Genomic DNA, 12,289 nt, shown 5'->3' with positions numbered 1-12,289 from the left:
CCTACCCCGCCATGACCTGATTGAACACGGTCAGCGTATTGTTGGCCAGCGTGTCGATTTCTTCGTCGCTCAGTACATACGGCGGCATCATGTAGACGCTGGCGCCGATAGGGCGCATCAGCAGTTCGTGCTCGACGGCGGTGGCAAAGAAGCGGCGCGAGAAATCCGGTGCTGCATCGATGGCATCGAAGGCCCAGATCATGCCGCGCTGGCGGAAGTTACGCACTTTGTCATGCTGGGCCAGTGGCTGCAAGGCCGCGGTCAGGCGCTCCGCCTTGATGCAGTTGGTGCGCAGCACATCGTCTTCTTCGAAAATCTGCAGCGTGGCCAGCGCTGCGCGGCAGGCCAGCGGATTGCCCGTGTACGAGTGCGAATGCAGGAAGCCGCGCGTCACATCGCTGCTGTAGAACGCCTGATAGATTTCGTCGCGCGTGAGTACCAGCGAGAGCGGCAGATAGCCGCCGCTGATGCCTTTTGACAGGCACAGGAAGTCGGGCCAGATGCCTGCCTGCTGGCAGGCGAAGAAAGTGCCGGTGCGGCCGCAGCCAACGGCGATTTCGTCGAGGATCAGGTGCACGGAATAGCGGTCGCACAGTTCGCGCACCAGTTGCAGATACAGCGGATCGTGCATGGCCATGCCGGTCGCGCACTGCACCAGCGGCTCGATGATGATGGCGGCGATGCGATCGCTCTTTTCCATGAACAGGCGCTCCACGTCGGCAGCCGCGCGGCGCGCCACATCGGCAGCCGTTTCGCCTTCTGTGGCCTGACGAGCATCGGGTGACATCACCGTTTGCGAGGCGCGCAGCAGCGGGCCGTAGGCATCCTTGAACAGCGCCACATCGGTGACGGCTAGCGCGCCTATGGTCTCGCCGTGGTAGCTGCCTTTGAGGCAGACGAATTCCTGCTTGGCGCTATGGCCGCGGTTGCGCCACGAATGGAAGCTCATTTTCAGGGCGATTTCCACGGCCGATGCACCATCGCTGGCGTAGAAGCTGTGGCCGAGCACATGGCCAGTCAGCGCCGACAGTTTTTCCGACAGCTCAATCACCGGTTCGTGGGTAAAGCCGGCCAGCATGGCGTGTTCCAGTGTATCGAGCTGCTGCTTGAGCGCCGCGTTGATGCGCGGGTTGGCATGACCAAACAGATTGACCCACCACGAACTGATGGCATCAAGGTAGCGCTTACCCTGATGGTCATACAGCCAGACGCCCTGCCCCCGGCTTACCGGGATCAGGGGAACGGTTTCGTGGTGCTGCATTTGCGTGCAAGGGTGCCATACGCTGCGCAGGCTGCGGGCCACCCAGTCACTCTGTTGATTCAATTCCAAAACGACTCCAGACTCTGTTCTACCGCGTTACAACAGCCACGCGGGTTTGCGCTTCTCGAGGAAGGAGGCCACGCCTTCGCGGCCCTGTTCCGAAGCGCGGATATGGGCAATGCGCTGGGCCGTATCGGCCAGCAGTGCATCGTTGACGGTTTGCCCGCTCACTTCGCGCACCAGCACTTTGGCTTGCTGCACGGCGTGCGGGCTGTTATTCACTAGCGCTTTGACGATCTCGGCTACTTTGTCGTCCAGTGCTTCCACGGCTACCACTTCGTGGGCGAAGCCGAGGCGCAGCGCCTGCGCTGCATCGAAACGCTCGGCCGTGAGGAAGTAGCGGCGTGCCGCCTGTTCGCCCATGGCTTTGATCACATACGGCGCGATGGTGGCAGGGATCAGACCCAGTCGCACTTCGCTCAGGCAGAACTGCACCGGTTCGGCGGCGATGACGATATCGCAGGCCGCTACCAGGCCCATGCCGCCGGCATAGCAGTCGCCCTGCACACGCGCCACTACCGGGTGCGGGCACAGGTAGATAGTGCGCAGCATTTCGGCCAGCTGCAGTGCATCGGCCTGATTTTCGGCGTGCGTATAGCCCGCCATTTTCTTCATCCAGTTCAGGTCTGCACCGGCGCAGAAGGCGGGGCCATTGGCCGCCAGCACGATGGCGCGCAGATCGCTCTGCTCACCCAGTTCGCGGAAAGCGCGGGTAATCTCTGCGATGGTCAGTTCGTTGAACGCGTTGCGCACGTCGGGACGGTCCAGCGTAACGGTGGCAATGTGGCCTGCGCGGCTGATATTGAGGGTGGTGTAAGTCATGGTCAGCCCTCTATTACATCCGGAATACGCCGAATTTGGTATCGGGGATTTCCGCATTCAGTGCTGCGGATAAGCCCAGACCCAGCACCATGCGGGTGTCGGCCGGATCGATCACACCATCATCCCACAGGCGCGCCGTAGCGTAGTAAGGGTGGCCCTGATGTTCGTACTGTTCCTTGATAGGCTGCTTGAAGGCGGCTTCTTCTTCCGCGCTCCAGCTACCGCCTTTGCTCTCGATGCCGTCGCGTTTGACGGTGGCCAGCACGGACGCGGCCTGATCGCCGCCCATGACGGAGATGCGCGCATTCGGCCACATCCACATGAAGCGTGGCGAGAAGGCGCGGCCGCACATGCCGTAGTTACCGGCGCCGAAGCTGCCGCCGATAATCACGGTGAATTTCGGCACAGCGGCAGTGGCCACAGCCGTCACCATCTTGGCGCCATTGCGGGCGATACCTTCGTTTTCGTACTTGCGGCCCACCATGAAGCCGGTGATATTTTGCAGGAACACCAGCGGGATTTTGCGCTGGGCGCATAGTTCGATGAAGTGGGTGCCTTTCAGCGCGGATTCCGAGAACAGAATGCCGTTGTTGGCGATGATGCCGACCTTCATGCCGAAGATGTGGGCAAAGCCGCAGATCAGCGTGGTGCCGTAGCGCGCCTTGAATTCATCGAACTCGCTGCCATCGACGATGCGGGCGATTACTTCGCGCACATCGAAAGGCTTGCGCGTATCGACAGGAATCACGCCATACAGTTCTTCGGTCGGGTATTTTGGCTCTTCGGCCGCACGCAAAGCGCCCTGCTGCGGCTTACTGCGGTTCAGATTCGAGACGATGGTGCGCGCCAGCGACAGCGCATGCAGATCATTCTGCGCCAGATGGTCGGCCACGCCGGACAGACGGGTATGCACATCGCCGCCGCCCAGATCTTCTGCCGTCACCACTTCGCCGGTAGCGGCTTTCACCAGCGGCGGGCCGCCGAGGAAAATCGTGCCCTGCTCCTTGACGATGATGGACTCGTCGCTCATGGCCGGCACGTAAGCGCCACCGGCCGTGCAGGAACCCATCACCACGGCGATCTGCGGTATGCCCTTGGCCGACAGATTGGCCTGATTGTAGAAAATCCGGCCGAAGTGGTCGCGGTCGGGGAACACATCATCCTGATTGGGCAGATTGGCACCGCCCGAATCGACCAGATAGATGCACGGCAGGTTGTTCTGATCGGCGATTTCCTGTGCGCGCAGGTGCTTTTTCACCGTCATCGGGTAGTAGGTGCCGCCTTTGACGGTGGCGTCGTTACAGACGATCACGCATTCCTGCCCCGCCACGCGGCCTATGCCGGTGATGATGCCCGCTGCCGGTGCGGCGTCGTCATACATGCCGTAGGCGGCCATCTGCGACAGTTCGAGGAAGGGCGTGCCGGGATCGAGCAGCATCTGCACGCGGTCGCGCGGCAGCAGCTTGCCGCGTGCCACATGCTTGGCACAGGCTGCGGCACCACCGCCTTCGGCGATGCGCGCCACTTTGGCACGCAAATCGTCCACCACGGCCTGCATGGCGGCGGCGTTGGCCTTGAAGTCCTCACTGCGGGGATTGAGTTTGCTTTCGATCTGCGGCATTGCTTTTCCTTTATGCGCGTGGTCTCCGACGCGTCGTCTGATTTATTCTGGAAAACTACCGTCAACGTAAAACCAGCGCAGTTCGCCTTCAGCCGGCTCGCGCACGAAGTTGCTGATTTCGTGCAGCCGCTGGCCGCGCCCATTCACACGCAAGCGGGCCACAAATTCGACCGTATCGCGGTTTTCATCGTCCTCTGCTTTACGTTGACGTAAACGTAAAGCAGATTTTACCTCAAGTCCCAGCCACTGCAATTTTTCTTCGCTATTGATGATGGGCTCGGTTGGTCGCGTGCTGGCATGCCAGGTTGACAACAGATACGGCTCGTTGCCCTGCACATAGGCCGTATAGCGCGAGCGCATCAGGGTTTCGGCCGTGGGCGGGATGGCGGCGCCGCTCAGATACGGGCCGCAGCAGGTGGCCAGCGTAGAGCCGCCACAGGGGCAGGCAGAGGCGGCGGAGGTCTTTTTGGACATGGCAGCAAGGTCGGGCTGGTGTAACAAGCCAGCATTATCCGTCAAATGGCGGCCCCGCGCCTTGCTGGCTGAACTGGTAGTTGAATAAAAATTGCTAAATTCATGGAGACAGGGTCACACCTTTTCTGTAACGCTATTACACTAGAGGCGTGAGGAGAATTTTTGCATGAGCCAGACCAGTTTCGAATTCAAAGCCGACGCCAACGATAGCTCGCCCCTGTATATGCAGATTGCGCGCAAGTTGAGCGAAGATGTGCACAATGGCCGCTATCAGGTGGATCAGGCGCTGCCGTCCGAGCGCACCCTGTCGGAGTTGCTGAACGTATCGCGCGTGACGGCACGCAAGGCCATCGACCAGCTGGTTGATCAGGGGCTGGTGGTGCGCCGTCGCGGTTCGGGCAACTATATTGCCCCGCGCATCGAGCAGCCGCTGTCCAATCTGACCAGTTTTTCCGAGCAGTTGCAGCAGCGCGGCCACGTGCCGGGCTCGCGCTGGCTCAAGCGTGCCGTGGTCACGCCGACGCCGGAAGAGCAGCTTAGTCTGGGCCTGTCGCCATATTCCAAGGTGGCGCGGCTCGAGCGTCTGCGTCTGGCCGATGATGTGGTGATGGCCTATGAAGTGTCGGTGCTGCCACAGACGGTGCTCAATGATCCGAACGCCGTCGGCGCTTCGCTCTACCAGTATCTGGAAAGCATAGGTCAGGCGCCCGTGCGCGCTTTACAACACATCCGTGCCATGAATGCTTCGGCCGATCTGGCGCGCCAGCTGGGCGTGCCGGAAGGCCAGGCGGTGCTCTACATTACCCGTATCGCCTATCTGGAATCGGGCGAGGCGATGGAGCTGACCCATTCCTACTGTCATAGTGACCACTATGACTTCGTTGCGGAGATGCGCCGCGCCACCTGAGGCCCGGCAGAACGCCACCATGCTCAAGACCGAAACCAACAGCGCCGAACACGCCGAACTCGATCTGTACGGCGTGGACCAGCTGGTGGCGGCTTTGGTGGACGATCATGCGCTGGCCGTGCGGGCCGTGCAGGCAGCGGCGCCGGCTATCAGTGCAGCCGTGAATGCCATGGCACCGCGCATCGCCGCCGGCGGACGCCTGATCTATGTGGGCGCAGGCACTTCCGGCCGGCTCGGCATACTCGATAGCGTTGAACTGTTCCCTACTTTCTCGTGGCCCCATGAAAGGGCTGTGCCCCTGCTGGCCGGCGGACTGGGCGCCATGTTCGATGCGGTCGAAGGGGCGGAAGACAATGACAGCAAAGGCGCTTCCGACCTGCGCCTGATTTATCCCGTGTATAACGATGTGGTGCTGCTGATTGCGGCATCCGGCACCACGCCTTATGTGCTGGGCGCGCTCAGAGCCGCGCGTACGGTAGGCGCGCTGACCATCGGTATCGCGAATAACCCCGATACACCGCTGCTGCGCGATGCCGATGTCGGCATCTGTCTCGATACGGGGCCGGAGGTGATTGCCGGAAGCACGCGGCTGAAAGCGGGTACGGCGCAGAAGATCGTACTGAATACGCTGTCGAGTGCTTTGATGGTGCGCCTGCATAAGGTGTACGGCAATCTGATGGTGGACCTGCATGCCACCAATGCCAAACTGCTAGAGCGGGCGCTGCGCCTGACCATGCGCGTGGCGGGCGCCGACGAGCCTAGTGCGCGGGCCATGCTGGAGCGCAGCCACTATCAGGTAAAGCTAGCCATCGTGGCGCTGCGTAAGGGCGTCGATGTGGAGCAGGCGCAAAGCCTGCTTGAACAGGCCGGTGGCGATATGCGCCGCGCACTGCGCTAGTTCTATTGCATAGCCATCAGGGCGAGATGGCGAATAATTCCAGACGCAGGTCGGTCAGCGTGGCTGGCGCATAGATGGCGATGGCCTGTGCCTTGAGTATGGCGTCATACAGATCACCTCTATGCTCGAGCGAGAAGTAATACGTCTCGGGGCGTACCGGCACTTCCATCGGCACCTGCGGCATGTGCGAGAGCGGCACGCCGGGCAAGGCGCTGCGTACCAGTGCATCGATGTCGTGCGGCGAAGCGATCTTGAGCTGACGCGGTACTTCGGCCACCAGATTCAAGGCGGGCATGCTGGCGTTGACGGCAATGTAGAGCGCGGCCTTGCGCTCGATCAGCGTAGGGTCCAGCGTGGCATGGTGGTAGCGCATGCCCTGATCGCTGATAGAGAGCGGAATGCTGATGTACTTCGACGACACCACAGTGTCGAGCAGATCGCGAATGATGTCGTTGAGCGTGTGGAAGCCGCTGGCTGGTTCCTCGTGGTTGTAGCTGGGCAGATCGGTGATGGTGTATTTGCGCGAGAACGCCATCAGGCCGCCCGCCAAGGCCATCAGGCGTTCGAACAGGCGCTCGGGGTGGCAGTGGCCGCTGCGTGACAGATGCATCAGCGTGGCGCTGGCAGACATGATGGTTTGCAGCATCCAGAATGTTGCCACGTCACTCGAGTGCAGTTCGACCACGTTACCACGCGGCTGGCGCTGCAGGCGTTGCAGCGATTCGCACTTGGCGCTCAGTCTAGCCAGCACGCTGCGCAGCAAATCCTGCATGGCAGCGTCGGCGGCGATGGTGACGCACGGCGGCATGAAGTGTGGATCGAGATCGAAGCTGCCATCAGCACGGCGTTGCAGACGGATCACGGGCAGGCAGTCGTAGCCTTCGCGTACATCGAAATCGGATAGCAGGCGCACGGCCTTGCGCAGATAGCCGATATGGGCCGGCAGGCTGTCAGAAAATAGGTCGGGTGTTTCGCGGCTGTCTAGTGTGTAGCGCGCTTCGTTGCGCGCACTGCCCTCGGTGGCGAGATTGCCACCATGAGCGCGTGTGACGGGCAGCGCAGCGTAGAAGGTAATGCTGTGGGCGTCGGCAGGTAGCTTGCTTAGATCGACGGCTAGCGGTAGCGCATCTGCCAGCGGCGCCTGATAGATTTCGCCGTCTTTGAAGATAAGGCTAAGTGCCTGCGCGTAGAGGGTGTTACTGGTGATGTCGGGTAGCGCCCAGCGCGCGTGCTGCACGCCCCAGTGGTGCGGCTCGATAGTGGCAGCGATGTGCTGCAAGCGCGATTCGTGATAGCGGTCCTGCTGTTGCAGGTGTTGAGCGTCGAGCGTGAGGCCTTCGGTCCACAAAATTTTAAGTGATGCAGGCATGCTAGTCTCCGCGAGGTGGCTGGTACTAGGAATGTTTGTATCCGCGTGGAATACTGTGTCGCATACGCTCATTTGGACAAATGGTGCTTACCAATTTGGTTGACCTTTAAGCGAGCCGGATTTCGGGGTAATGAAGTAGCGCAGTGTCGAAGGCTGGAAGACAGCATTGAGCTCAAGTGGATCATTGCCATATGCCTTCAGCGTTCCTGCAATCACAAAGTCGAGCAGATTTGTTGTACCGCGCTCCACGCGAAGTGCAGTCTTGACATTACTTAGGCGAGGTTCAAAGCGTTTGATGGCTTCTTTCAAGTTGTTGCAGATCACTTTCTGATCTACGTCGCTGGTCAAACACAAGGCGGCAAAATCAGCAAGGCCATAGTTGATGATTGATCTGCGGCTAGCCGGAAACTCTGCGAAATATTCATCAGGCAGAGCGGTTCTGGTATTGAGCAGATCCTCGAGATCGCGGGTGATGGCGGCCTTGTAGGTATCGAGAGAGATTCTGCCATCAGTACGCGCGCTATTTGTTGTAGCCATTAAACGGTCCCACAAACTCGGCGCAAAATTTCGTTCTACCATGCCTGAATTCCGTTAGAAATACCCTCTCAACTGCAGAGTGCTAAGCAAAATTGCTAATGTAAATCAGATCACTCAGGAAGATTGATTATTACCGCCTCAGGTTACAGAGCATTGCGTTACCACAAGCATCAATCAGGCAGAGTTCTAGCCGCTGAATTGACTACTCGCGGATGTGCGGGGTCGGTGATGGGTGGGCTTTGGCCTAACGCCGCGCAGTCAGGAGGACAATGGCGATGCCGCCAAGAATGGCAAGCGAAGCGGCAATCAGACGTAGGGTCAGTACTTCATCTAAAAATAGTATGCCGCCCATAGCAGCAATTACCGGAACGCTCAGTTGCACCGTTGCTGCCGTGCTGGACTTTAAGAACGGCAAGGCGGTGTACCAGATCGCATAGCCAACGCCTGACGCCAGAGCACCCGACAGCACTGCATAGGTATAACCGGCCGGGTCGAATTGGGCATCATTGATGAGCGTCAGGCTCAATGCTAATGCCATGGGGACGGTACGCATAAAATTGCCAGCGCTTACCCTGAGTGGATCTCCGCCACTTTTTCCACGTAACGAATATACGCCCCAGGCGATGCCAGCACCGAGCATTAGCACAGCGCCATACAGGGGCGGCGCTGATAGCCCCGGCAGCAGCAAGCTGATTAAGCCGCCGCCTGCTAAGAATAAGCCAGCCAGTTGAGCTAGCCGAAACTGTTCACCACGCCAGAAAGCATAACCGATCATGGTGGTTTGCACCGCGCCGAACAGTATTAGTGCCCCCGCTGCCGCTGGCAACTGGCGGTAGGAAAATGAGAAGCCAATTGCGTAGGCAAACAGCGCCAGTGCCGAAAGCCAGTTACCTTGGCCTGCTTGCTGGCCATTGCGTAGCCTGACTAGCAGCCACAGCATCAACGCGCCAGAGAGCAGGCGCAGGGTGCTGAAACTGGCGGCATCGATACGGGTATGGGCCAATGCAGCACGGCATAACAGCGAATTGCCGGCAAAGGCGGCCAGGGCCAGCAAGGTCAAAATGACGAGGCGTGCGATTGGCATAGGTGCGGCTCCTAATGAGGCAAGTTAATGAGTATGCGTTGCCGCATGGGATAGCACAATCTTTTTGAGCAGGCCGACCGCCTGCGAGTTAGGTCGCGTGGAATCTTCTTTACATTGTGCAAGGTCAAAATGCCAACGGGCGACAGACAGATAATGTTTAGTCTATGCGCCCCATTTCTTAAAGGCGGCGGAGGAGTGCTGATGGAGGATTTGCTGCCATATTTTGAACGTGAGCTGGTGCAGTTGCGCCAGCTTGGCCGAGAAATGGGTGAGCGCTATCCGGGTATCTGTGGAGGCCTGCAGCTGGGCGGTGATAATTGTCCTGATCCCCATGTCGAGCAGCTCATCCAGTCGGTGGCCCTGCTCTCTGCGCGCATTGCCAAAAAGCTTGATGACAGCTATCCGGAATTTACAGAAGCTTTGTTGCAGATGTTGTTTCCCCATTATTTAAGGCCGTTTCCCTCCTGCTCAATTATTCGTGCCAGCTATCCCGTGCATGGTGCGGCAGGTGCATCCACCGTGCTGACCATTCCGCGTGGTACCGAGATGGACTCTAGTGCAGTTCAAGGCGTGCGTTGCCGCTTCAAGACCGCTTACGAGATTAAGCTCAGCCCTATCAGCCTGAAGGAAGTGCAATTTAATGCACTGGTTCAACCCCCAGCCGGAATGAGCTTACCGCCTGCTTCCAGCGCGTCGCTCAGTATGGTGATTGATGGCAAGTTGCCGGCAGAACTGACGTTGCTGCGGGTGTACATTGATGCGGATCAGTCGCTTAGTGCCAGTCTGCGCGATGCCCTATTCCTGCGTGTGGGGAGTGCGTACATCGAAGTCGACGCCGGACGCTGGATCGCGCTGCCTTCAATACCGCTGGCGCCAGTGGGATTTGCCGACGATGAAGCATTGATGCCCGTCGACGCGCGTTCACAGGTGGCCTACCGCATATTGAGTGAATACTTTGTGTTTCCGGAAAAGTTCAATTTTTTTGATATCGATCTGGCCTCTCTTAAAAGGTATCTGCCAGCTCAAGGCCTGCGCTTCACCTTGCATCTAGTATTGACTGGAATAGTGGCAGACTCACATCAGGCCCGGATGCTGGACACCTTATCTGCGGAGAATCTGCAACCGGGCTGCAGCCCTGTCGTGAATCTCTTCCAGCGGGCTGGACATCCGATCGGGGTGACGCACCATACGGCCGATTATGGCTTGTTAGCCGATGCAACCCGTCCCGAAGCCTTCGAGGTGTATTCCATTGATACCGTTCACATGGTTAGCCGGCGGGATCGCGGCGAGCAGGTAGCCGAACTCCGGCCGTTTTATTCGTTACGGCATGGCGAGAGCGTAAGCGACCATGGACGTTTTTGGGTGCTACGCCATGATGCGACACTGGCGGCGATTAGTCCCGGCCACGAAAAGCGTCTCACTCTAGTGGATGCGGATTTTAATCCGACGGTGGTGGAAAAGACCAGTCTGTCGATTGCTTTAAGTTGCACCAATCGAGACTTACCTAGCCTGCTGCCTGAGCATGGGCGGGATGCGGAACTAACGCCGCTACGTGATGCGACCAGCTATATCGTTCGTCTTTTACGCAAGCCTAGCCGTACCTATAAATTTTCTGCTGGGGATGGTAATCACTGGCGGCTCATTTCACATCTCACCGTCAATCAGCAGGGGCTGGGCAAGGATGGCTTGTCGATCTTGCGTGAAATGCTGGCGCTGCATGACTTGCCACAATCACCGATGTCGCGTCGTCAGATCGCCGGCATTTACGGTCTTGAAAGCGTGGAGACGGTGAACTGGATGCGTACGCAATATGGCGCGTCACTGGTGCACGGTACCGAGGTCCGTATTACGCTGGAGGACGATGCATTTATAGGCACCGGTCTGCTCCTGTTTGTGCAAGTGATCGACCAGTTTCTAGGGCTGTATGCACAGGTGAACAGTTTTATCGAGCTGGTCATTCTGTCCCAGCAAACAGGAAAGGAACTTATCCGATGCAAGCCACGAAGCGGCTATCAAACTTTGGCTTAATCCAAAGCCTGATCAATGAGCCGCAACGCTTCCAGTTCGTGCAGGCATTGCGCATTCTGTTGCGCTGGATGAGACGCCATGGCATATCGCATGAATTAGCATTCGCTGAGATACTGCGTTTTCAAAATAGTCTCTCGCTAAAATTTCCTGCGAGCGAGCTGGCCGCCATTCCTGTTCTACGGATGGCGGCAAAAGCTGATGCCGAGTTATTGGGCATGCTGCAAAGTCGGAATGGTACGCACCTGACGTTGACGCCTACATTTTTTGGCCTGCTCGGCGTGAATGGCACGTTACCTTTGCATAAAACAGAAAGCATCGCCGCAGCAAGACGTTGGGGCGGCGATGCCGTACCACATGCATTCATCGATCTACTATCGCAGCGACTGACGGCACTGTTCTTTCATGCATGCGGAAAATATCGTCTTGAGCATACATTAGACGTCCAAGGTCTAGATGGGCAACTGCCATTGCTGTTGTCGTTGTCCGGCTTGCATTCAGGTGTGGCTAAGGCCGTACCGCGCCCAGCGGATCATGTTGCTGCATATTACACGGCGCTAATACGCACTCGTCCGATATCGTCCAGCACTATATCGCGCATGCTGACGCAGCATTTTGGTGTACCGATCGAGTTGGAACAGTTTGTCGAAGCTTGGGATACGATTCCGCATCACCAACGCAGTAAGCTGGGCAGTAAGGTAAGCAGGCTGGGTTATGGCACTGCGTTAGGTGGAAGATTAATCCGCCAAGACCTTTGTGCGCGGCTGCATATCGGTCCGCTTGGATTGTCGGAGTTCGAACAATTTCTTCCGGGCCGCGCGGCTGCCGTCGCGCTTGGAGGCCTCTTGCAGCTTTTCTACTTACCTAACTTAAAATTCCAGTTACGTTTGCTTTTGCATCCTTCCTGTGTGCAAGCTCTGGCCTTAAACAGCAGGGGCCATGTGGGCCCGCGCTTGGGATGGGATGCATTTCTGCTGGGGCGAAGCGGAAATGTAAGCCGATCATTTATCGATTATTGGCTACCCGATTCTGGTGATGTGATCGCTTGATAGACATCAACGTTGCTGGCGCTGGCACATTTATAGTGCAACATCTGATCTTAAGATATTTGCTTTGATCGCCTAAGTGCGACATCGGCAGCAAACTATACGGCATCAACTAGATCGTAAAATTTCAACAGACATTAACGCCGTTCCGTCAAACCCGTGCCGCTAGTAACAAGTCATTGGGA

Annotated in this window: 11 protein-coding genes; 4 read left to right on the top strand and 7 right to left on the bottom strand. The window is 58.0% G+C overall.

Annotation, left to right across the window (positions count from 1 at the left end; genetic code table 11):
- Position 1 precedes the first annotated feature (1 nt).
- Genes bioA through GTP23_RS14245 form a run of 4 tightly spaced genes read right to left on the bottom strand, consistent with a single transcriptional unit; the run spans position 2 to position 4,238 of the window.
- Positions 2-1,330, bottom strand: coding sequence for an adenosylmethionine--8-amino-7-oxononanoate transaminase (bioA, locus tag GTP23_RS14260; RefSeq protein WP_161035791.1), 1,329 nt, complete (start codon positions 1,328-1,330; stop codon positions 2-4).
- A gap of 27 nt (positions 1,331-1,357) precedes the next feature.
- Positions 1,358-2,143, bottom strand: coding sequence for an enoyl-CoA hydratase/isomerase family protein (locus GTP23_RS14255; protein WP_161035790.1), 786 nt, complete (start codon positions 2,141-2,143; stop codon positions 1,358-1,360).
- A 13-nt stretch (positions 2,144-2,156) separates the two neighbouring features.
- Entirely contained in the window at positions 2,157-3,764 is a 1,608-nt protein-coding gene (locus tag GTP23_RS14250) for a carboxyl transferase domain-containing protein (protein WP_161035789.1), read from the bottom strand.
- Between the two features lie 42 nt (positions 3,765-3,806).
- Positions 3,807-4,238 carry a YchJ family protein gene (locus GTP23_RS14245; RefSeq protein WP_161035788.1) on the bottom strand — a complete coding sequence of 144 codons (432 nt, stop codon included), beginning with the start codon at positions 4,236-4,238 and terminating at the stop codon, positions 3,807-3,809.
- A 166-nt stretch (positions 4,239-4,404) separates the two neighbouring features.
- Here GTP23_RS14245 and GTP23_RS14240 point away from each other — a divergent pair, with 166 nt between their 5' ends.
- Both GTP23_RS14240 and murQ read left to right on the top strand, forming a co-directional pair.
- Positions 4,405-5,145 carry a GntR family transcriptional regulator gene (locus GTP23_RS14240; protein WP_155435664.1) on the top strand — a complete coding sequence of 247 codons (741 nt, stop codon included), beginning with the start codon at positions 4,405-4,407 and terminating at the stop codon, positions 5,143-5,145.
- 19 nt (positions 5,146-5,164) lie between these two features.
- On the top strand, positions 5,165-6,043 hold the full coding sequence (gene murQ, locus GTP23_RS14235) for an N-acetylmuramic acid 6-phosphate etherase (RefSeq protein WP_155435665.1): 879 nt from the start codon (positions 5,165-5,167) through the stop codon (positions 6,041-6,043).
- A 16-nt stretch (positions 6,044-6,059) separates the two neighbouring features.
- Here murQ and tssK read toward each other — a convergent pair whose 3' ends face one another.
- The 3 genes from tssK to GTP23_RS14220 form a co-directional block, all read right to left on the bottom strand.
- Positions 6,060-7,412 (bottom strand): type VI secretion system baseplate subunit TssK, encoded by a 1,353-nt coding sequence (gene tssK, locus GTP23_RS14230; RefSeq protein WP_161035787.1) that lies wholly within the window; start codon positions 7,410-7,412, stop codon positions 6,060-6,062.
- An 87-nt stretch (positions 7,413-7,499) separates the two neighbouring features.
- Positions 7,500-7,991, bottom strand: coding sequence for a type VI secretion system baseplate subunit TssE (gene tssE, locus GTP23_RS14225; protein WP_161035786.1), 492 nt, complete (start codon positions 7,989-7,991; stop codon positions 7,500-7,502).
- Between the two features lie 202 nt (positions 7,992-8,193).
- Positions 8,194-9,033: a DMT family transporter gene (locus GTP23_RS14220; RefSeq protein ID WP_161035785.1), complete on the bottom strand. Its 840-nt coding sequence runs from the start codon at positions 9,031-9,033 to the stop codon at positions 8,194-8,196.
- Positions 9,034-9,234: 201 nt separating this feature from the next.
- Here GTP23_RS14220 and tssF point away from each other — a divergent pair, with 201 nt between their 5' ends.
- Positions 9,235-11,061, top strand: coding sequence for a type VI secretion system baseplate subunit TssF (tssF, locus tag GTP23_RS14215; protein WP_161035784.1), 1,827 nt, complete (start codon positions 9,235-9,237; stop codon positions 11,059-11,061).
- Entirely contained in the window at positions 11,025-12,107 is a 1,083-nt protein-coding gene (gene tssG / locus GTP23_RS14210; protein ID WP_161035783.1) for a type VI secretion system baseplate subunit TssG, read from the top strand. The genes tssF and tssG overlap by 37 nt, the downstream gene beginning before the upstream one ends.
- The last annotated feature ends 182 nt before the right edge of the window (positions 12,108-12,289 follow it).

Source organism: Duganella fentianensis, assembly GCF_009857835.1.
GTDB lineage: Bacteria > Pseudomonadota > Gammaproteobacteria > Burkholderiales > Burkholderiaceae_D > Rugamonas > Rugamonas fentianensis.
Note: the sequence above shows the minus strand (reverse complement) of the source record. Positions and strands in the feature narration are given on the sequence as shown.